A 20,183-nucleotide genomic window follows, 5' to 3' on the forward strand; every position below is an offset into this window, starting at 1 on the left:
GTAAAAGTCAGCTATCGAAAACGGGCGATTACGCCGGAAGCGGGCGGATCATGCTCTCGCCTCCCGCGTGGAGCCGCGCTACAGTCGGGACATGGTTGATCAAGCGCCCTTCCCTCGCCTGCTTTTCCCTCATGCCGCCCCGTTTTGCGGGCCGTTGTCCCGGCCGCTGTCCGGATCGCTATCCGGGCCATTATCCCGGTCGCTGTCGGGGCTGGCGATGAGTCCTGACGGTGGGCAGGCAGCCGCGCCGGAAGCTCAGGATACCCCGCCGCGCTGGGATCTGTCGGATCTGTATGCGTCGGCCGATTCGCCTGTGCTGACGGCGGACCGGGAGCGGATTGCCGAAGAGGCGAAGGCGTTCGCGGAGCGGTATCGCGGGAAGGTGGCGACGCTGTCCGGCGCGGAGCTGGCGGCGGCGATCGATACCTATCAGGCGATCGACGAGGCGATGGGGCGGATCGGGGCGTTCGCTTCCCTCTCCTTCTCGGCGGACATGACCAGCCCGGAGACGGGCCGGTTCAGCCAGTCGGTCCGGGAGACGCTGTCGGATATCTCGACGGATCTGCTGTTTTTCACGCTTGAGATCAATCTGATCGACGATGCGGATCTGGAGGCGAAGCTCGCCGATCCGGCGCTGGCGCACTGGCGGCCGTTCCTCCGGGATCTGCGGATGTTCCGGGCGCATCAGCTTCCGGATGAGATCGAGCAGGTGCTGCTGGAAAAATCCGTCACGGGGGCTTCGGCGTGGTGCCGGCTGTTCGATGAGCAGATGAGCGCGGTCCGGGTTTCGCTGGACGGGAAAGAGCTGACGCTGGGCGAGGCGCTGAATCTGCAGTCCGATCCGGACCGGGCGGTACGGGAGAAGGCGGGGCGCGCGGTGGGCGCGACATTGCAGGGCAATCTGCAGCTCTGGTCGCTGATCACCAACACGCTGGCCAAGGACAAGGCGGTCTCGGACAAGCTGCGGAAATATCCGCGTCCGGAATCGTTCCGCAACATCTCGAACATGGTCGAGGATGAGGTGGTGGACGCGCTGGTCTCGGCGGTGGTGACGGATTATCCGCGGCTGTCGCATCGTTATTATGCGCTGAAGGCGAAGTGGCTCGGGCTGGAGAAGCTGGAGCACTGGGACCGCAATGCGCCGCTGCCGGGGATGCGCGAGCAGAACATCCCGTGGAGCGAGGCGAAGACGATCGTCCGGCAGTCCTATGACGAATTCGATCCGCGTCTGGGCAGCCTGGTCGGGGAGTTTCTGGACAGGCCGTGGATCGATGCGGCGCCGGTTCCGGGGAAATCGCCGGGGGCGTTCGCGCATCCGGTGGCGCCCTCAGTGCATCCTTATGTGCTGATGAATTACCGCGGACGCACGCGGGATGTGATGACGCTGGCGCATGAGCTGGGGCATGGGGCACATCAGATTCTGGCGGGGAAGCAGGGATATTTCATGTCCTCCACGCCGCTGACGCTGGCGGAGACGGCGAGTGTGTTCGGGGAGATGCTGACGTTTCAGCATCTGCTGGAGAACGAGACCGATCCGGCGCAGAAGCGGCTGATGCTGGCGGCCAAGGTCGAGGACATGCTCAACACGGTGGTGCGGCAGATTGCGTTTTACCGTTTTGAGAGCCTGGTGCATGGCGAGCGGCGCAATGGCGAGCTGCTGCCGGAACGGATTGGCGAGATCTGGCGTCAGGTACAGACGGAGAGTCTGGGGCCGGCGTTCCACTTCACGCCGGAATACGACGCATACTGGACCTATGTGCCGCATTTCATTCACTCGCCGTTCTATGTTTATGCCTATGCTTTCGGTGATTGTCTGGTGAACGCGCTTTACGGTGTCTATCAGGAAGGGGCTCCTGGTTTTCAGGACAAATACCTGGCGATGCTGGCGGCGGGCGGGACGAAGCGGCATCGGGAGATGCTGGCGCCGTTTGGTCTGGATGCGGGCGATCCGGGGTTCTGGCGGCGGGGGCTGGATGTCATTTCCGGCTTTATCGACCAGCTTGAGGTGGGCTGAGCCATGGCGGAAAGAGATCTCGACAGCACGGGCCTGTTTGGCGAACTGGGGCGGATGATCCGCACGACCGGAACGGTCGGCGGCATCGCGGCGCGGATTGCGGGCAACAGGATCGGCTTTCGTGGCAATGACGCGGCGCACGCGGAGGATCTGAAGTCGGTTCTGGGCGGGCTGAAAGGGCCGCTGATGAAGGCGGCGCAGCTTCTGGCGACGATCCCCGGCGCGTTGCCGGACGAGTATGCCACGGAGATGGCGCAGCTGCAGGCGAATGCGCCGCCGATGGGCTGGAGCTTTGTCCGGCGGCGGATGGCGGCGGAACTGGGACCGGACTGGCAGAAGCATTTTCGCGAGTTCGGGCGTGAGGCGGCAGCGGCGGCGAGCCTGGGGCAGGTTCACCGGGCGGTGCTGCTGAACGGCGAGGTGGTGGCCTGCAAGCTGCAGTATCCGGACATGGCGACGACGGTTGAGGCGGATCTGAAACAGTTTCGCATGGCGATGGGGGTGTATCATCGTCTCGACAATGCGATCCGTCAGGAAGACGTCATCGAGGAGCTGACGGAGCGGCTGCGCGAGGAGCTGGATTACCGTCGCGAGGCGGCGAATATGCGGCTCTACGGGGTGATGCTGAAGGATTCGGCTTCGGTGACCATTCCGAAGCCGGTCGATGCGCTGTCCACGCGGCGTCTGCTGACGATGGAGTGGGTGACGGGACGCGGGCTGCAGGCGGTTCTCGACACCAGCCCGAGCCAGGAAGAGCGCAACCGGATGGCGAAGGCGCTGTTCGAGGCGTGGTATGTGCCGCTTTACCGCTACGGCGTGATTCATGGCGACCCGCATATGGGCAATTTCACCGTGCGGGAGGATGGCGGGTTCAATCTGCTCGATTTCGGGGCCATCCGGGTGTTCCGTCCGCAGTTTATCCACGGGATCATCGATCTGTGCGAGGCGCTGCGGGTCGGGGACGAGGACCGGGCGGCTCATGCCTATGAGATGTGGGGCTTTAAGGGGCTGTCACGCGAGACGATGACGGTTCTCAACGAGTGGGCGAGTTTCCTTTATGAGCCGCTGATGCAGGACCGGGTGCGGACGATCAACGAGGATCAGGAGACGATTTTCGGGCGGGACATTGCCGCGCGGGTCCATACGGGACTGCAGCGCACGGGCGGGGTGAAGCCGCCGCGTGAGTTCGTGCTGGTGGACCGCTCGGCGATCGGGCTGGGCTCGGTGTTCATGCGGCTCGGGGCGAAGCTGAACTGGCACCGGATGTTCCAGGAGCTGATTGCGGATTTCAGCGAGGAGGCGCTGGCGGAGCGGCAGCAGGCGGCGCTGCGGGAGGCGGGCGTTGAGGTGAGCGTGTGAGGGTGCGGTAACGGCGTCCCTGCCTGTGCCCCTGTCGCGGCTGTTCTGCCGCTGCCGTTCTGTTGCTGCCATTCTGCCGGCCGGGGCATCTGCCGGCCGTTTCTGCCAGAGCATCTCTGTCAGGGGGTTTCTGTCAAAGTGTTTCTGCCGGATCGTTTCTGTCGTAGTGTTGCTGTCAGAGCGTTTCCGCCAGAGAGTTCCTGTGTGTCGGGTGTTTCCGCCGGAGCATTTCGGGCTGACAGTCTTTTCTGTCGGGCTGGCTGTGACTGATGCCTTCAGTCCCGGACGGCCCGCAGGTGTGTTACCAGACCGCGCTCCGGATGACGGAGAGCCTGTAAGCTGAAAGACGGCTGTTTATGCCCCGTGACCATGATCTCGATCCACAGTTGCTGCGGTCCTTTCTGGCTGTGGCGGATACGCTGCATTTCACGACAGCGGCCCATGCACGCGGGGTCAGTCAGTCCACGATCAGCCAGCACATCAGCAAACTGGAAAAGTTTCTCGACCGCTCTCTTCTCGTAAGAAGCACGCGCGATACCCGTCTGACGGAAGACGGGCAGCTCCTTGTTCCTCATGCCAAGCAGATTCTCGCGGCCTGCGATGCGGCGTTTGACGAATTCGAGCCTGATTTCCTGTCGGGTCATATCCGCTTCGGGGTTTCGGACGATCTGGTTCTGTCCCATCTTCCCGAGGTCCTGCGGGAATTCCGCACCATGTATCCGAGCGTGCATGTTTCGCTGGTGGTCGGGCTGAGTTCGGAGCTGAACCGGCGTCTGCATTCGGGCGAGCTGGATGTGGCCTGCACGAAGCGGTTTCTGCCTTCGAGTGAGGTGTTCGAGGGCGAATGCGTGCTGTGGCGCGAGCAGCTCCGATGGCTGGGAGCGCGGGGGCTGTCGCTTCCGGAGACGGGGCCGGTGCCGCTGGTCGCTTATGAAAAGGAAGGCCTGAACCGGCGGCGTTCGATCGAGGCGCTGAATCATGCCGGGCTGGCGTGGCAGCTTTCCTTCGTCAGCGACCATCTCAGCGCGCTGATCGCGGGGGTCCGGGCCGGTTATGGCGTCTTCATGCAGTCTTCGCTGCTTACCGATGACAGCATCGTTCCGGTGGAGACGCCGGTTCTGCCTCCCCTGCCGGAGATGGAGTTTCTGCTGGTGCCGGGGCGTTCGACCCGCGCCGTGAAGGCGCTGATGCGCACGCTCATGGAGAATGTCTCGCGGGTCGCGCCGCGCGGAAGCGAGATTCCGGCGGCGCTTATTCCTGTTCAGCGGGCGACGGCGTAACCCTGCATGCCACGGGGGTTGGCCCCGGCGTAAAGACGTCCGCCCTCTTCCCGCCGGACGGCGGACAGGCGGCCCTCGCTCCAGTCTCCGCCGACCACGACATCATGACCGCGATTCCGCAGATCGTCCACGACATCCGGGCTGAAACGGCCCTCGACGACGATTCTGCCGGGGCGGGCGGTGTGGGGCCAGAAGCTGCCGGGCCAGTGTTCGCAGTGGAAGCTCGGGGCATCGATGGCTTCCTGAATGTTCATGCCGTGACGGGTCATGCGCAGGTAGAAAATGACCGACCACTGATCCTGCTGGTCGCCGCCCGGGGTTCCGAACGCCATCCAGGGTTTGCCGTCTCTGAGGGCGAAGCTGGGTGTCAGGGTCGTTCTGGGGCGTTTGCGTGGCGCCAGGGCATTGGGGTGATCGGGACGGACCGAGAACATCTGCGCCCGCGAGCCGAGGCAGAAGCCGAGTTCCGGGATGACCGGCGCGGACTGGAGCCAGCCGCCGGACGGGGTCGCGCTGACCATGTTGCCGGCGGAGTCCACGATATCGATATGGCAGGTGTCGCCTGTGGTCGTGCCCATATTGGACACGGTGGGCTCACCGACGCCGCTCGCGGCCTCGCTGCCGGCTCCGGTGGCGGGCGTGAAGCCGGCTTCCGGGATTCTGCCGTCCGGATGGCCGGGGCGGAGGTCCAGCGACGCCCGGTCGGTGACGAGCGCGCGTCTGGCGTCGTTGTAGGCGGCCGACAGCAGGGTCGCGAGCGGGACGTCCGGGGTGTCGCCGTAGAACGCCTCCCGGTCGGCGTAGGCCAGTTTCGCGCATTCGGTGACGGTGTGCACGAAATCCGCGCCGCAGGGAGGCATGGCGGAGAGGTCGAAGCCCTGCAGGAGCGCCAGTTGCTGGAGGAAAACCGGTCCCTGGCTCCAGGGGCCGCATTTCAGGACGGTGTGGCGGCCGTCACGCAGGGAGACGGGCTCTTCGAGCGTGGCGCTCCAGGCGGCCAGATCCGCTGCGTTCAGAAAGCCGGCATGGGGTTTTCCGCTGCTGTCCATCATCGGGATTCTGCAGAAGCGGTCGATGGCTACGGCGACGAATCCTTTGTACCAGGCGTTGCGGACGGCATCGATGCGGTCTTCGCGGGTTGCGCCGGTGGCGGCGGCCTTCAGGCGTCTGAGAGTCTGCTCCAGAACGGGACGGCGAAGAAGCGAGCCGGCGGCGGGCACCTTGCCGTTGGGCATGAATGTTCTGGCGTTCTCCGGCCAGTATTCCCTGAACAGCGTTTCCACGCTGGCGATGGTGGCGACCATCTGTGGCATGACGGGCACGCCTTCCACGGCGTAGAAAATCGCGTAGTCGATGACATCGGCGAAGTCCCAGGTTCCGAATTCGCGCAGCATCAGGCACCAGGCGCCGAACGCTCCCGGCACGACGGCGGCGAGGTGGCCGGTTCCGGGGATGTGATCGAGGCCGAGAGCCCGGAAGGCGGCGATGCTGGCGGCGGCGGGCGAGACGCCCTGTCCGCAGATAACGTGCTGTTTTCCGGTTTTCGCGTGACTGATGATGATCGGCGCGTCGCCTGCGGGGCCGTTGAGATGGGGTTCCGCGAGCCACAGTGTGAAACCGGCGGCGACGGCGGCGTCGAACGCGTTGCCGCCTCTTTCCAGCACGGCCTGTCCGACGCTGCTGGCCAGCCAGTGCGTTGTGGCGACGGCGCCAAATGAACCCTTCAGTTCGGGACGTGTGAGAAACGGGATCATGCAGGACGCGCTTTCTTCTTGTCTGTGATGCGTGTGGCCGGTGTTGTGTTCCGGAGCGTATTCCGGGGCGTGTTCCGGCAGGCCATGAGGATCACGGCCGACAGGGCGCATATGGTGATGACGTATCCGATCCAGGACAGTTTGCTGCCTGTGAGACTGATGATCCCGGCGAAGACGAGCTGCGCGGTGGACCCGAACAGGGTCACGCCGATGGAATAAGACAGGCCGATGCCGAAGGCACGCTGTTCCTTCGGGAACAGGGAGGCGAGGAAGGCCATTCCGGCGCCTCCGGACACGGCATTGCCGACCATGAGGACCGCGCAGGCGAGTGTCAGGTTCAGGAGGGACGGCGCCTGGAGCATGAGCCAGAAGACCGGCAGATAGAGCACGGCGTTGATCAGGCGGGAGACGATGATGACCGGGCGGGCGCCGTAGCGGTCGGCGAGCAGGCCGCCTGAGAGGGAGCCGGCGAACCCGACAACTCCGTTGCTGATATTGATCAGCAGGGCCTTGCGGACGGGCATATGCAGCGTGTGGACGGCATAGGTCACGGCGAACTGGAAGAAATATTGCTGGATGGTGCTGCCGGCCTCGTAGACGACGCCGATGGGCAGGCAGCTGAACGCGTGATTGCGGAACTGCCGCATGAAGTCGGCGAAGGAGGGCCTTTCCTCTGGGGTCGGAGCGGTTTCCTCCAGGGTTTTCCGGAGATAGATTCCGACGGGCGCGATGAGGGTTCCAAACACGAAGGGCAGTCTCCAGGCCCAGTCGCGGATTGTGTGCTCATCGAAGCTGAGGAAGAGGATCAGCCCGAGCAGGCCCGACATGAGGGCGCCGAGATGCTGTCCTGTCGTCTGCCAGCTTCCGGCGAGGCCGATGCGATTTTCCCGTGCGTTTTCGACGAGGATCGAGGTGGCCGCTCCGAGTTCGCCGCCGGCGGCGAATCCCTGCAGCAGCCTGGCGATCACGAGGGCGAGCGGAGCGAGGAGGCCGATCCGCGCATAGCCGGGGAGAAAGGCGATGATGGCGCTTCCGGCGGCCATGACCCAGACGGTGAGTGTCATGGCGGCGCGGCGGCCGTGACGGTCCGCGTAAGCGCCGATGATGAAGGCGCCCAGCGGGCGGACGAGGAAGCCGATCCCGAATGTGGCGAGCGTCATCAGGAGCGCGGCGTCACTGTGGCCCGCGGGGAAGAAAGTGTACGAGATCACGGTCGCGAATGTCGCGTAGGCCGTGAAGTCGAACAGTTCGAAAGCGTTGCCGATGGCGGCGCCGACGATATTGCGTCGGGCCGCGGCGGATGTCGGGGTCATGGGTCCGGCCTTAATATGTCAGGGACATGCGGCCGCCGATGAAACGGGGTGGTCCGGGGATATAGAAATAGGTGGTTGAGGCGTTTCCGGCGGTTTCGGCATATTGCCGGTTAAGGATGTTACTTGCATAGGCGGTAACGGACCATGGACCGTTCTTTGGCCGGAATGTGATATGGGCGCCGAGCAGGAAATAGGTCGGCAGACGATAGACGCCGACGCCGCCGGGAGTGATGGCCTGGCTGTCGCGATACATCCAGTCCACACCGCCTTCGACGTTGTAGCGGCGGAAGATATCCCGGCGGTAATCGGCCTCGCCGTTGAGGGTCAGTTTGGGGATGCCGCTGTCGACGCCGGCGAAACTGTCGTAAATGCCTTTCCAGACGCCGGTTTTTGTGAAGTAGGCGTTGGTCTGGCCGCGATCGATATTGTCGAAGATCTGATAGGTGCCGCGCTCCCAGCCGAGATTCTGCGTCAGGTAGACATGCGGAAGCGGGTGAGCCTCGATGGAGGTTTCGAAACCCCAGATCTCCGATTTCGGCGCATTGATGATCTGTGACAGCGGGCCGTAATTCGGAACGAGGAACGTGCCGACCACCTGCTGATCATGATAATCGTCGTAGAATGCAGCAGCGTTCAGGCGCAGACGTCCCGGAATGAGGTCGCTTTTGAAACCGGCTTCGAAGGTGAGGACGGTTTCGGGTTTGAAGGGGGCGAGCTGGGCCTGTGAAACGGTATTGTTGGCGGTGAAGCCTCCGGGTTTATAGCCTTTGCTGGTCTTGAAGTAGAGCAGCGTTCCTTTCGTGGCCTGCCACTGCACGCCGAGCACGCCCGAGACCTGTGCGGACAGGGTCGATTCGTTATTGAACTGAAGATTGTTGATGCCGAAATGCTGTGTGCTGAGGCCGACAAGCGCGCGCTGATCCAGCGTATGGTTCAGACCGCCGAACACGGTGACGTTCCAGGGCAGTCTGTAGCTGACGTGGCCGTATTCGGAGATGCTCTGCTGGGTCGAGCGAAAGGCGGTTTCGCTGAGGTAGCCGCGCTGGGGCAGGTAATCGGTGAAGTCGAAATAGTAATTCTGCAGCATACGCGTGCGGTTATAGAAAGCACCGACATCCCATTGCAGCCGGTCGGAGGGGCTGGAGTTATGCAGGCGGACTTCCTGCGAGAAGACATTGGCCACGATGTTGCGGTAGGTGTCGCCGGTGGACAGGGATGTTGCGTCCTGATCCGTATATTCGCCGACCCGTTCGGTTTCATAGGCGCTGATGGATGAGAGCGTCACTTTCCCGAAATCGTGCGACATGTTGAGGTCCGCGCCCCAGAGCGTGTTGTGTTCGCTCGGCATGAGGCTTGAAGAGCGTCCGATGAGCCGGGCGAACTGCGGGCGCAGGCTCCATTCGGCCTGCTGGTATCCCAGGGACGGAATGGGCTGGGACGCGACCAGGCCGAGCGCGGGGCGGCCGACGACGACCTGATCGTCATCCTGGGTCCAGTGGCCGGTCAGCGTGATGGTTGTATGCGCGTCCGGGGTCCACCGGAGTTTGGCGCGCAGTGAGCCGTCATTCGCGTTGCCGAGATGGGTGTGATTCTGCGGGTCATATTGCCAGCCGCCGCCGTGAACGGTCTGTCCGGCGATGCGGAACGACAGGTTTTTCGCAATCGGTCCGGAAATAAACAGATCTGTTCTTGATCTTGCGTAACTCGCGATATCTTCCGAAACGCCGCCGTGCCAGTCCGGGGTCGGATCGTTTGTGTGGATGGAGACCTCGCCGCCTGAATCCGCCATGCCGTGCGTGAAGCCGACGGGGCCGGGGGTGACATCGACGGTCGACACGTCGAACATCTGGCCGCTCATCATCGTGTTCAGCGGAAAGGCGACGTCATCGAGATAGGTCATCACGGATGACATGTTGTTCTGCGTGAAATCGTTAAAACCGATGCCACGGATGAAGAAGTTTGTTGTCCCCGTTCCGTTCATGCTCTGGATCGTGACGTTCGGGGCGACGCGCTGGAGCCCTTTGACGTCGAACACGCCCCTGTTGAGCAGGGTGTCGGCCGAAATATGGGTCGAGGAATTCGCCTCGTGCTGCGCTTTTGAAAAACGGAAAGCCTGGCGGGAGGAACTGACCGTGACGACCTCGTCTTCGCTGCTGACGCGCCCTTTCGGGGCGGCGTGCTGACGCGGTTTTACCTGCCGGGCGGCGGCATGGTTTCCGTTCTTCGTATGGTGGGCGGTATCGGCCGCGCTGGCTGCCGGAAGGGACGCGCCTGCTGTCAGCGTGATGCCGAGAGCCGACACCACCAGAGGAAGTCTGCGGGTCTGATCGGGGCGGGCACTTTTCTGACGGACCATATGTCCCTCTTATTCGATTTTCAGATATTACGATACGTTAGATATTTTGTTATCCGATATAATTCGTATTGGCAATGAGATTCGATGCCGGAGAACGGGAGACGACCCTTTGCGGGGAAAGGATTTCCGATTTCTGCGTAAGAAATTTTCTCTCGTGGCGTATGCCAGAGCGGCGAAAGACCGGGCGTCGCGACGAGGGATGCCGGCTGAAAATGGACTTGCGTGGGATCAGGTAACGGGCGTTTGGCAGGGCCGGGAGCGGGTCAGGTGCGTGGGTCCGGACGAACTCAGGCGGGATGAACCGGTGCAGGAGGACGGGTCCGGGAGAGGCGTGAATGGCGGGGAATGAAGTGGCCGGGTGTGCTGGGGAGCGGTGTGTCAGAACCCGAGCATCATGTCGCCGCCGAAGGTGAACATGCCGGTGTTGCGGCCGTCATTGAAAGGCGAGGTGCCGTTCAGGGAGCGGTCGAAGCGGATTTCCGGGCGGATGGCGAAATAGCCGGCTTTCTCCGTCAGCGGCTTTCGCCAGGTGACGCCGAGGGTCAGGGCTCCGTAGGTGGTGGGCGGGGCGCTTTCGGCGGGGGCCGGGGTGGTGCCGGCGATGCCGCGCATATAGGCCTCGTCGCTGAGGAAGCTGCTGACGAGCAGGCCGGTATTGTCGCGGTAGATTTCACCGCGATAGTTGAAGGTCAGGTTTTTCGCGAAATGCCAGGAGAGGTAGGTGACAACGCTTTCGGCATCGGCGCGGAGGCCGTTATCGTGCAGGTAGTTGAATTCTCCCATGAGGGTCAGCGTGTCGCTGACGTGGTACGTTGCCAGCAGATCATTCCAGAAGCGCATGGCGCCATTGGCCTGCCGGGCGCCGAGGGCGTAGCGGGAATCCTCCGGCCCGAAGCGGCTGAGTTCGGTGATGGTGAGTTTGCCGTGGGCGAGGTTGTTGAGATTGATGCCCGCGTAACCGGCGGGTTCGGCGTTGTTGTCGTTGCGGCCGAAGGTGGTCTGGTTGCCGGTGTCGATGCCGGTGAGGACGTCGATCATCGGGGTTACGTGGATGGTGGCCATCATGCCGACATGCTCGAACGGGACGGAATATTCGCCGGTATAGCTGAAAGTATAGAAAGGGCGGGCGTTCGGGTCGAAGGCTTCCGGTCCCATGGGGGCCTGGAGGATGCCGGCCTGCATCTCGACGCCGCGTTTTGTGAACCAGGGCAGATGGGCGTCGACATGAGCCTGGGCGGGGATGATCTGGTAGCGGGCGTTGAAGGCCTGATCGGAGATTCCGAGCAGGTGGTAATAGCGGGAATCCGAGCCGTAATTCGCTTCCAGGGTGAAGCCGAAGCTGTAGCCTCTGGCATCCGGATCGACGGGGCGGATGACGTTCAGGTCGAACTGGTTGAGCTGGGCCTGATTGGCGTGATCGCCGATGAAATTGCCGAAATTGATGCCGTTATCGGGGCGGGCGGGGTTGGCGGTGATGCCGCCGTCGATATGGCCGCCGATGGTGATGCCGCGCCACCATTGCTCGAAAGCGTCGGCGCCGGGCGCCGGGGCGAAGAGGGAGACGGCGGCGCGGGCGGGCTGCGGGGCGGTTCCGAAAGTGGCGAAAACGAGAGCGATTCCGGTGACATAATGTCTCAGTCTCGCCATCCGTCCTCTTCCCCGCTGTCCCCGGCTGCGTTCCGGTCCTATGGGAGACGGAAAAGTTCGTTTCCGTTTCTATATCGTTTTAAAACGACATGACCGCTTTCCGTTTGTAGATTCCGATCATGAGATTGGAAAGACGGAGCGGGCGCCGCTCCCGGTCTGTCTGTGTTTCTCTGCGTGCATTCCGCGTAGCCGGGAGAGCGACGACTGCGCGGAATGCAGGACGGGAGGATCAGCGATAAACGATGCCGCCATCAATGAGGATCGACTGGCCTGTAACATAATCGGAATCCGGGCCGGCGAACCAGGAGACGAGGCAGGCGACGTCGTCGGGGGTTTCGGCCCGGCCAAGGGCGATGCCGTTCACGAATTTGTTATAGGTTTCGCCTTTTGGCGCGCCGGTGAGTTTGGAGAATTCGCTGTCGATGAGTTCCCACATTCCCGTTCCGACGACGCCGGGGCAGTAGGCGTTTACGGTGATCCCCTGCGAGGCATATTCCTTCGCGGCGGCCTGAGTGAGCGCGCGGACGGCGAATTTGGTCGAGGAGTAAATGCCCAGCATCGCGTAGCCTTCGTGACCGGCGATGGAGCAGGCGTTGATGATCTTGCCCTTCTGCTTCCGCTCGATGAATTTCGCGGCGGCGAGCTGAACGCCCCAGAGAATGCCTTCGAAATTGATGCGATAGATGCGCGCCACTTCTTCCGGCGTGACATCGGCGATGGCTCTGACCTGAGCGATCCCGGCATTGTTGACGATGATATCGAAGCCGCCGAGGGTTTTCTCTGTGTGATCGATGGCGGCGGCCACGGCGCTGCGGTCTCCGACATCGGCGACGAAGGTAGTGGCCCTGCGCCCGAGAGCTTCGATTTCCCCGGCGACTTTGCTGATGCCGTCATCATTGATGTCGATGAGGGCCACGTTTGCGCCGTCTCTGGCGAGGCGGAGGGCGATGCCGCGCCCGATCCCCTGCCCCGCTCCGGTGACGAGGGCGGTTTTCCCTGAGATGTCGGCCATTGTTTCTTATCCTTGTTGTATGGCGAAAAGGCTTCTCCGGTCGGCGTCGCCTGTCTGGTTCCGGAAGGCCCGGACGGGACGATGCTTCATATTCTGTTCCGGACGCCAGTGTTTTTCGCATCGGGGGTTCGGACAAGACGGGTGGCCTCTGCTCCGGTCAGTCCTTTCGGGCGGCACGGGCGGGCTGCGGAGGAGGGTTTCGCGGCGGGTCTCGCCCTGAGATGGCTGAGCGGGCGCGCTTCTGGCAGTCGCCCGGCATGAGGCCGGAGACGCACTCGTGAGAGGTCGGATTTTAAGCGGGGCAGGTCGCCGGCTTTGCCTCGCCGTTATCCCGGATGGGTATGATACGGATGACTGCGGCATCCGTCGGATTTGCCGTTTCATACGGCGGCTTTCCGTGACGCCTCTGCCCTGCCGGGTCTGGAATCAGCCGGCGGGTTTTTCTTCGGTGTCTTCGGCTGTGTTGTCGGAGAGGGAGGTTTTGCCGACGAGGCCGCGGGCGAATTCCTGGGCGGAGAACGGGCGGAGGTCTTCGGCCTTTTCGCCGACGCCGACGGCGTGGACGGGGAGTTTGAACGCGTCGGCCAGAGCAACGACAATGCCGCCGCGGGCGGAGCCGTCGAGTTTGGTGACGATCAGGCCGGTGACGTTGACCAGTTCTCGGAAGACGCGGACCTGTTCGATGGCGTTCTGGCCGGTGGTGGCGTCGAGGACCAGGATGACGGAATGGGGGGCGGTCTCGTCGAACTTCTTCATCACGCGGATGATCTTCGCGAGCTCCTCCATCAGCGCGCCCTTGTTGTGCAGGCGGCCGGCGGTGTCGATCAGGACGAGGTCGGCGCCTTCTGCCTTGCCGCGCTTGAGGCCCTCGAAAGCGAGGCCGGCGGCGTCGCCTCCGGGCTTGCCGGCGATGACCTGGGTTCCGGTACGCTCGCCCCAGACCTGAAGCTGCTCGACGGCGGCGGCGCGGAAAGTGTCACCTGCGACCATGATGACTTTTTTGCCCTGCTCGCCGAAATAGCGGGCCATCTTGCCGATGGTGGTGGTCTTGCCGGTGCCGTTCACGCCGACCATGAGGACGACGTGGGGCTTCAGCTCGGGGTTGGGCTCGAAGGGGATGGCGACGGGTTCGAGCACGCGGGCGATTTCGTCGGCGAGGGCGGTGCGGATTTCCTCGTCGGTGACTTCGGTGCCGAAGCGGTTCGCGCGGAAGGATTCGATCACCCGTTCGGCGACCGCCGGGCCGAGATCGGCGGCGATGAGCTGGTCTTCCAGTTCCTCAAGAGCGGCTTCGTCGAGCTTGCGCTTTGTGAAGACGGCGCTGAGTTTCTGGGTGGAGCGTGACAGCCCCTGTTTGAGACGGGAGAAAAATCCGAGTGCCATGATTACACGATCTCGGCCACGAGGCCGCCTTCGTCAACTGCTGTGGCGCGCAGAACCTCGATGCGGCCGGCTTCGGACTGACCGCCGGCCAGGCGCACGGGGGCGAATTCGGCGCTGTGACCGCTTTCGGGGGTTTCCATCAGGACTTTGAGATCGCGCCCGAGGAGGCTGCGATAATAGGTCTGTGCAGCCTGGTCGCCGATGGCGCGGATGCGGGCGGCGCGGGCCTTGCGTTCCACGACAGGGATGGCGGGCATCCGGGCGGCGGGTGTGTCCGGGCGGGCGCTGTACGGGAAAACGTGCAGGTAAGGCAGGGCCGCCTGTTCCAGGAAGGAGAGGGTTTCTTCGAACAGGATTTCGTCTTCTGTCGGGAAGCCGGCGATGAGATCGGCGCCGATACCGATTTCCGGCCGGATCGAACGGGCGCGGTCGATGACGGCGGCGGCGTCCGCGACGAGATGGCGGCGCTTCATGCGCTTGAGGATCATGTCCGAGCCGGCCTGCAGCGACAGGTGCAGATAGGGCATGAAGCGGTCTTCGGCTTCGAGCAAACGCCAGATGTCCTCATCGATTTCGACGGGATCGACGGAGGAGAGGCGCAGGCGTTCGAGTTCCGGGACGAGGGCGAGGACGCGGCGACAGAGCTGGCCGAGGCGGGGCGTGCCGGGAAGGTCGCCGCCCCAGGAGGTGATATCGACGCCGGTGAGCACGACTTCCCGATAGCCTGCGCCGACGAGGGCGCGGACCTGTTCGACGACGGCGCCGACCGGGACGGAGCGGGAGGGGCCGCGACCGAAGGGAATGATACAGAAGGTGCAGCGGTGATCGCAGCCCTGCTGGACCTGGACGAAGGCGCGGGTGCGGCCGGCGAAGTCGGTGACGAGGTGGGCGGCGGTTTCTTTCGCGGCCATGATATCGGAGACGGCATGGCCTTCGGTGAGGGCTTTTGCCGACCAGCTTTCGGCTTTCAGCTTGTCTTCATTGCCGAGCACGCGGGAGACGCCGGGGATGGCCGCCCAGCGATCGGGGTCGATCTGGGCGGCGCAGCCGGTGACGACGATCCGGGCGCCGGGGCGCTGGCGGTGCGCGCGGCGGATGGCCTGACGCGCCTGCCGCTCGGCCTCGCCGGTGACGGCGCAGGTATTGACGATGATGACATCATCCAGCGCGGCGGCATGGCCGCGCATGACTTCGCTCTCGTACGTGTTGAGGCGGCAGCCGAAGGTCAGGATGTCCACGCCGCCGCCTTCTGTCGGGGCGTCGGCATCTGTGCTGGTCATTTTGGATAGGCCTCGGGATCGACCGTGCCTTCGAACGCGAGCTGCGCCGGGCCGGTCATCTGGACGTGATCGTTGTCATCCCATGCGATAAGCATCTCCCCGCCGTCAACCTCAACCGTCATGCGGCGGTCGGCGAGCCCTCTTCTGGCGGCGTTGACGACGGCGGCGCAGGCGCCGGAACCGCAGGCCAGGGTGAAGCCGGCGCCGCGTTCCCAGACGCGCAGGCGCATGCGGTCAGAGGCGTCGATCCGGGCGAAACCGATATTGGCGCGATCGGGGAAGAGCGGGTCCATTTCCAGGGCGGGGCCGCGTTCGGCCTCGGCGAGATCCTGCACGAAGAAAGTGGCGTGGGGGTTGCCCATGGAGAGCGCGGCGGGTTCGCCGTCGAGCGGCAGGCGGAGGGTGTCGGCCGCATAAGCGAGCGGGACATCCTGCCAGCCGGTGCGGGGGAGGCCCATATCGACGGTGACGGTCGCCCTGCCCTCTTCTTTCGCCGGATGGACGCAGGCCGTCAGGAGGCCGCCGCGTGTCTGGATGGTGAGGTCGCTTTGTCCGGTTTCCGCGCTGAGCAGGCTGGCGACGCAGCGGGAGGCGTTGCCGCAGGCGCCGGCTTCGCTGCCGTCCGGGTTGAAGAAGCGGACCAGAGCCAGCGCGCCCGGCGCCGTCGCCTGGCTCAGGGTCACGAACTGATCGCAGCCGATGCCTCTGCGGCGGTCGGCGAGAGCGCTGATGCGGGCTGGCGAGAGGCGGAGCGGCGCGTTCCGTTCGTCGATGACAACGAAATCGTTACCTAATCCATGCATCTTATGAAAATGTATCGGCATGTTACTCTTATAAACCATACGTGGCTTTGAGGCTAAAAAAACGCTGTTTTCCGCGGATACGCACATCTGATATGCGTTTTGTGAATATATGTAATTCGTATAATTATTATTTACTGCGTTGAGGTAGCAATGTTTTGTCGCAATTGCCCCTCTGATAATGGACCTTTTCCACAAATGCCGCAAAGCCCGACGATTCTCCGCCGGACCAGACGCCCTTATGTCATTGCTCTTCTTGCCGGCTCGACGATGATTTCGCTGTCCGCCCGGGCGGACGATCAGAGCGAATCACTCGAACTGATGGAAAAACAGATTGCGCGCATTCAGGAACAGCAGGCTCAGCTGACTCATGCGCTGATCGGGCTGCAGAAGCAGCTTATCGCCCGCAAATCGACATTGCAGCATTCTTCGTCGGCTCATGCCTCCCTGAGCCGTGCGACGCGCCAGCACATTGCCGTCGCCAATGGCTCCGTGGCCGAACGGCCGGAGGAAATGCCGGAGGAGGAAACGACCGCCGGACGCGGTGTGTCGCGTCACGTTACCGGACCGGAGGTGACGCCCGTGTTCCCTGGCGCGGACCGGCCCACGGTCGAGTCGGTGGTGGCGCGTCGGGCTGAGGACGTGATTTCGCACATGGCGGAAAACAATGTCGGGCCGCATCCGCGTGAGACGGTTGGCGCGCAGGCGGCCGGCGCGGTGGGTGATCACGGTGTTTTCCACATGGGGCCGGTCACCCTGGCGCTGGGTGGTTTTGTCGACACGTCGAGTGTGCTGGAGAACCGGCATGTTCCGTCCGGGACGTTCAACTACTGGCAGGACATGCCGTTTAAGAACGACCCGCGCTATCACACCAACAATTTTGAAGGCAGCGCGCGTTACAGCCGCATTTCCCTGATGGCGCGGGGCAATGTCAGCAAGACCGAGACGATTTCCGGCTTCTTCGAAATGGATTTCGGCGCGGGCGCGGCGACGACGGACGCGTATGAGAGCAACAGCTACGCGTTCCGTCTGCGGCAGGCTTATCTTGCCTATGACAACAGTGAATCGAATTTCCATTTTCTGGCCGGCCAGGCCTGGAGCATGCTGACGCCGGATCGCGTCGGCATCATTCCGCGTCAGGAGAGTCTGCCTGAAACGATTGAGTCCTCGATGCTTGCCGGACAGACATGGACGCGGCAGTGGCAGGCCCGTTTTGTCAAGGACATGATGCATCACAGGCTCTGGCTCGGCCTGTCGATCGAAAATCCGCAGACGCTGTATGATACGACCGGCTTTACGAACAATGACGGCACGGTGTCCCTGCCGAACGGACAGGTGGCGACGGTTTCCTCCGACGGCACCGGGCTGACCAATCCGGCGCCGTTCTCGAATGAGATCGCGCCTGATGTGATCGCCAAGGTTGCCTATGATCCGTCCTGGGGTCATTACGAGCTCGAAGGTATCCTGCATTTCCCGCATGATCGCGTGTCCGGCGTCGGTTACGGACATAATAACACGGTGATTGCCGGCGGCGGCGGCGGATCGATGGTGATTCCGATCATTCCGCATGAGCTGGAAGTCCGCCTGGCAGGGCTGGCGGGTGTCGGCATCGGGCGCTACGGCTCTGTCCTGCTCCCGGACGCAACGCTGAACGCGCAGGGAAAGCCGGTTCCCCTGCCCTCTGTCCAGGCCAGCGCCGGCATCATTGCGCATCCGAGCACCACGCTTGATGTTTACGGCTATTTCGGCACGCAGCGTGAAGGGCGGCGGTCATTTTCCGTGGACGGAGAGAATTATGGCTATGGCAACCCGAATTATTCCAATGCGGGCTGCAATATCGAGCTGTCCTCCCTGCCCTGCACGGCGAATACCAAAGGTGTGACAGAGGTCACGATCGGCGCGTGGTGGCGGTTCTTCAAGGGGCAGTTCGGCACGGTGGAAGCCGGCACCCAGCTGGCTTATTCCCGGCGGCAGATCTGGCAGGGCGTGGGGGGCGATCCCTCGACCTCGATGAGTCAGATTTTCTTCGATTTCCGATATCTGCCCTTCCAGTAGTCCCGCGCCGGTCTGCCGGCCCGAAGCGGGGAGAGTCCGGGGGGTTATTCCGGCCTCTCTTTTTCCGTCTCCGGTTCAGTGCTGGTATTTTCAGGCAATAGTCTCTATTGCGTGCTTCCGACTTCGTTCCATGGACATCCCATCACAATGCCTTTTCCGGACACCGTTCCTACCCTCGCCCATGCCCTGGCCGAGCGGGGTTATGACGACCCTACTCCTGTACAGGCCGCCGTTCTGGCGGATTCTGCCCGCAAGCGGGATCTGCTTGTTTCCGCGCGCACGGGTTCGGGGAAGACCGTGGCGTTCGGGCTGGCGATGGCGGACGATCTTCTCGATGCGTCCGGCCAGATTCTGCCGGCCGTCAAACCGATGGCGCTTGTGATCGCGCCGACGCGCGAGCTGGCGCTGCAGGTCAAGAATGAGCTGTCCTGGCTGTATGCGCAGACCGGCGCGCGGATTGTTTCCTGCGTGGGCGGCATGGAGCCGCGAAAGGAAGCGCGGGCGCTTGCCGGCGGCGCGCAGATTGTCGTGGGGACGCCTGGTCGTCTGTGCGATCATCTGTCCCGTGGCAATCTGGATCTGTCCGCGCTGAAGGTTGTGGTGCTCGACGAAGCGGATGAGATGCTGGATCTCGGTTTCCGCGATGAGCTGGAGACGCTGCTGCAGGCGACCCCGGAGACCCGTCGCAGCTTTCTGTTCTCGGCGACCATTGCGCGGGAGATCGCGCGTCTCGCGAAGCGCTACCAGCATGACGCGCTCCGGGTCGATACGCTTGGCGGCAACGAGCCGCATGCGGACATTGAATACCGGGCCATTCTGGCGGATCAGGGCGACACCATCGGCGCTGCCATCAACACGCTGCGTCTGATCGAAAGCCCGGCCGCGATCGTGTTCTGTCATACCCGCGAGGGGGTGCGGCAGATGCAGAATGCACTGCTGGAGCATGGCTTCGCGTCAGTCGCGATCTCCGGTGAGCTGGGCCAGAACGAACGCAGCCGGGCGATCGAGAGTCTGCGCAACGGGCAGGCGCGGGTCTGCGTGGCGACCGATGTGGCGGCGCGTGGCATCGACGTGCCGACGCTGGGCCTGGTGATTCATGCGAGCCTGCCGGGGAGCCCGGCGACGCTGCTGCATCGTTCCGGCCGGACCGGACGTGCGGGACGCAAGGGAATCTGTGTTCTGATCACGCCGCCCGGTCGTCGCCGTCAGGCGGACCGGCTGTTCCAGGCGGCGGGCATCGATGCGGCCTGGGCCTCTTCCCCGACCGCGGACCAGATCCGCGCGGCGGATGCGGAGCGTCTTTTATCCGCTCCGGTCTTCGACCACGAGACGAAACCCGGGCAGGAATCGCTGGTGGAGCGCCTGGTCGCCGAGCGCACGCCGGCTCAGCTTGCGGAGGCGTTGGTGTCGCTCTGGCAGTCCGGTCTGCCCAAACCGGCGAATGTCCGCGCCATCACGCCGGGCGCTTCGTCCGGACCGGCTTCTCCGCGTGCTCCCCGTGACTCTTCGCGCTTTGAACGGACGGGTGAGCGCGAGCGGGCGCCGCGCGAGCGCAATATCGCGGGTTCGTGGTTCCGTCTCTCGGTCGGACGGGCGGATAAGGCCGATCCGAAATGGCTTGTGCCGCTTCTGTGCCGTCTTGGTGGCGTGACGAAGCAGGATATCGGCGCGATCCGGATCGCGCCGCAATATACGCTGGTTGAGATTGCTCAGGATAAAGCGGAACGGTTCGCATCCTGCGCTTCCGCCGCCGATGCGGATGAGATCCGGATTGAACCGTCTCAGCCCCCTTCGGGCAAAGAAGCCGCGCCGGCGCGCGGACGGTCTCCGGGAAGCAGGCCCCCTGCCCGGAAGCGGCCTTCCGGACCACCGGGCAAAAGCTCCACCCGCAAACGGAGCTGACCGGGCGGCCGCGACTGATGTCGCGGCC

General features: G+C 63.6%; 13 protein-coding genes. 5 read left to right on the forward strand and 8 right to left on the reverse strand.

All coding sequences use genetic code 11. The annotated features are described in order from the left end of the window. Positions 1-217 precede the first annotated feature (217 nt). The 3 genes from GOB93_RS13430 to GOB93_RS13440 all read left to right on the forward strand — a co-directional run bounded on the left by GOB93_RS13430 (position 218) and on the right by GOB93_RS13440 (position 4,653). On the forward strand, positions 218-2,014 hold the full coding sequence (locus tag GOB93_RS13430) for a M3 family oligoendopeptidase (protein WP_242010773.1): 1,797 nt from the start codon (positions 218-220) through the stop codon (positions 2,012-2,014). A gap of 3 nt (positions 2,015-2,017) precedes the next feature. Then, the gene (locus tag GOB93_RS13435; RefSeq protein WP_173584015.1) at positions 2,018-3,373 is read left to right on the forward strand and encodes an ABC1 kinase family protein; all 1,356 of its coding nucleotides are present in this window, start codon (positions 2,018-2,020) and stop codon (positions 3,371-3,373) included. A 356-nt stretch (positions 3,374-3,729) separates the two neighbouring features. Further along, on the forward strand, positions 3,730-4,653 hold the full coding sequence (locus tag GOB93_RS13440; protein WP_173584016.1) for a LysR family transcriptional regulator: 924 nt from the start codon (positions 3,730-3,732) through the stop codon (positions 4,651-4,653). Here the strand turns inward: GOB93_RS13440 and GOB93_RS13445 are convergent. From GOB93_RS13445 to dapF, 8 genes are all read right to left on the reverse strand, one after another. Beyond that, positions 4,635-6,407 carry a gamma-glutamyltransferase family protein gene (locus GOB93_RS13445; protein ID WP_173584017.1) on the reverse strand — a complete coding sequence of 591 codons (1,773 nt, stop codon included), beginning with the start codon at positions 6,405-6,407 and terminating at the stop codon, positions 4,635-4,637. The two genes, GOB93_RS13440 and GOB93_RS13445, sit on opposite strands and share 19 nt — an antisense overlap. Continuing rightward, entirely contained in the window at positions 6,404-7,720 is a 1,317-nt protein-coding gene (locus GOB93_RS13450) for an MFS transporter (RefSeq protein ID WP_173584018.1), read from the reverse strand. The genes GOB93_RS13445 and GOB93_RS13450 overlap by 4 nt, the downstream gene beginning before the upstream one ends. A 10-nt stretch (positions 7,721-7,730) precedes the next feature. Then, positions 7,731-10,076, reverse strand: coding sequence for a TonB-dependent receptor (locus tag GOB93_RS13455; protein WP_173584019.1), 2,346 nt, complete (start codon positions 10,074-10,076; stop codon positions 7,731-7,733). A gap of 378 nt (positions 10,077-10,454) precedes the next feature. Next, a complete protein-coding gene (locus GOB93_RS13460; protein ID WP_173584020.1) occupies positions 10,455-11,723 on the reverse strand; it encodes an outer membrane beta-barrel protein in 1,269 nt (422 codons plus the stop codon). A 229-nt stretch (positions 11,724-11,952) separates the two neighbouring features. Further along, positions 11,953-12,735, reverse strand: a complete 783-nt coding sequence (locus GOB93_RS13465) for an acetoin reductase (RefSeq protein WP_173584021.1) — start codon at positions 12,733-12,735, stop codon at positions 11,953-11,955. Positions 12,736-13,161: 426 nt separating this feature from the next. Then, complete coding sequence (gene ftsY / locus GOB93_RS13470) at positions 13,162-14,118, reverse strand: signal recognition particle-docking protein FtsY (RefSeq protein WP_173584022.1); 957 nt, start codon at positions 14,116-14,118, stop codon at positions 13,162-13,164. A gap of 2 nt (positions 14,119-14,120) precedes the next feature. Then, positions 14,121-15,398 carry a tRNA (N(6)-L-threonylcarbamoyladenosine(37)-C(2))-methylthiotransferase MtaB gene (mtaB, locus tag GOB93_RS13475; protein ID WP_173584023.1) on the reverse strand — a complete coding sequence of 426 codons (1,278 nt, stop codon included), beginning with the start codon at positions 15,396-15,398 and terminating at the stop codon, positions 14,121-14,123. Then, a complete protein-coding gene (gene dapF, locus GOB93_RS13480; protein WP_173584024.1) occupies positions 15,395-16,222 on the reverse strand; it encodes a diaminopimelate epimerase in 828 nt (275 codons plus the stop codon). Before dapF ends, mtaB begins: the two co-directional genes overlap by 4 nt. A gap of 174 nt (positions 16,223-16,396) precedes the next feature. On the opposite strand from dapF, the gene GOB93_RS13485 reads away from it, so the two are divergent. Both GOB93_RS13485 and GOB93_RS13490 read left to right on the forward strand, forming a co-directional pair. After that, entirely contained in the window at positions 16,397-18,253 is a 1,857-nt protein-coding gene (locus GOB93_RS13485; RefSeq protein ID WP_173584025.1) for a hypothetical protein, read from the forward strand. Positions 18,254-18,400: 147 nt separating this feature from the next. Further along, a complete protein-coding gene (locus GOB93_RS13490) occupies positions 18,401-20,155 on the forward strand; it encodes a DEAD/DEAH box helicase (protein ID WP_173584026.1) in 1,755 nt (584 codons plus the stop codon). Positions 20,156-20,183 lie beyond the last annotated feature (28 nt).

The organism is Acetobacter musti, assembly GCF_011516835.1.
GTDB classification, from domain to species: domain Bacteria; phylum Pseudomonadota; class Alphaproteobacteria; order Acetobacterales; family Acetobacteraceae; genus Acetobacter; species Acetobacter musti.

Excerpts from the sequence above, each read along its gene's own strand:
- GOB93_RS13430 (WP_242010773.1), top strand. The coding sequence starts at position 218 with ATGAGTCCTGACGGTGGGCAGGCAGCCGCGCCGGAAGCTCAGGATACC.
- GOB93_RS13435 (WP_173584015.1), top strand. The coding sequence starts at position 2,018 with ATGGCGGAAAGAGATCTCGACAGCACGGGCCTGTTTGGCGAACTGGGG.
- GOB93_RS13440 (WP_173584016.1), top strand. The coding sequence starts at position 3,730 with ATGCCCCGTGACCATGATCTCGATCCACAGTTGCTGCGGTCCTTTCTG.
- GOB93_RS13445 (WP_173584017.1), bottom strand. The coding sequence starts at position 6,407 with ATGATCCCGTTTCTCACACGTCCCGAACTGAAGGGTTCATTTGGCGCC.
- GOB93_RS13450 (WP_173584018.1), bottom strand. The coding sequence starts at position 7,720 with ATGACCCCGACATCCGCCGCGGCCCGACGCAATATCGTCGGCGCCGCC.
- GOB93_RS13455 (WP_173584019.1), bottom strand. The coding sequence starts at position 10,076 with ATGGTCCGTCAGAAAAGTGCCCGCCCCGATCAGACCCGCAGACTTCCT.
- GOB93_RS13460 (WP_173584020.1), bottom strand. The coding sequence starts at position 11,723 with ATGGCGAGACTGAGACATTATGTCACCGGAATCGCTCTCGTTTTCGCC.
- GOB93_RS13465 (WP_173584021.1), bottom strand. The coding sequence starts at position 12,735 with ATGGCCGACATCTCAGGGAAAACCGCCCTCGTCACCGGAGCGGGGCAG.
- ftsY (WP_173584022.1), bottom strand. The coding sequence starts at position 14,118 with ATGGCACTCGGATTTTTCTCCCGTCTCAAACAGGGGCTGTCACGCTCC.
- mtaB (WP_173584023.1), bottom strand. The coding sequence starts at position 15,398 with ATGACCAGCACAGATGCCGACGCCCCGACAGAAGGCGGCGGCGTGGAC.
- dapF (WP_173584024.1), bottom strand. The coding sequence starts at position 16,222 with ATGCCGATACATTTTCATAAGATGCATGGATTAGGTAACGATTTCGTT.
- GOB93_RS13485 (WP_173584025.1), top strand. The coding sequence starts at position 16,397 with ATGCCGCAAAGCCCGACGATTCTCCGCCGGACCAGACGCCCTTATGTC.
- GOB93_RS13490 (WP_173584026.1), top strand. The coding sequence starts at position 18,401 with ATGCCTTTTCCGGACACCGTTCCTACCCTCGCCCATGCCCTGGCCGAG.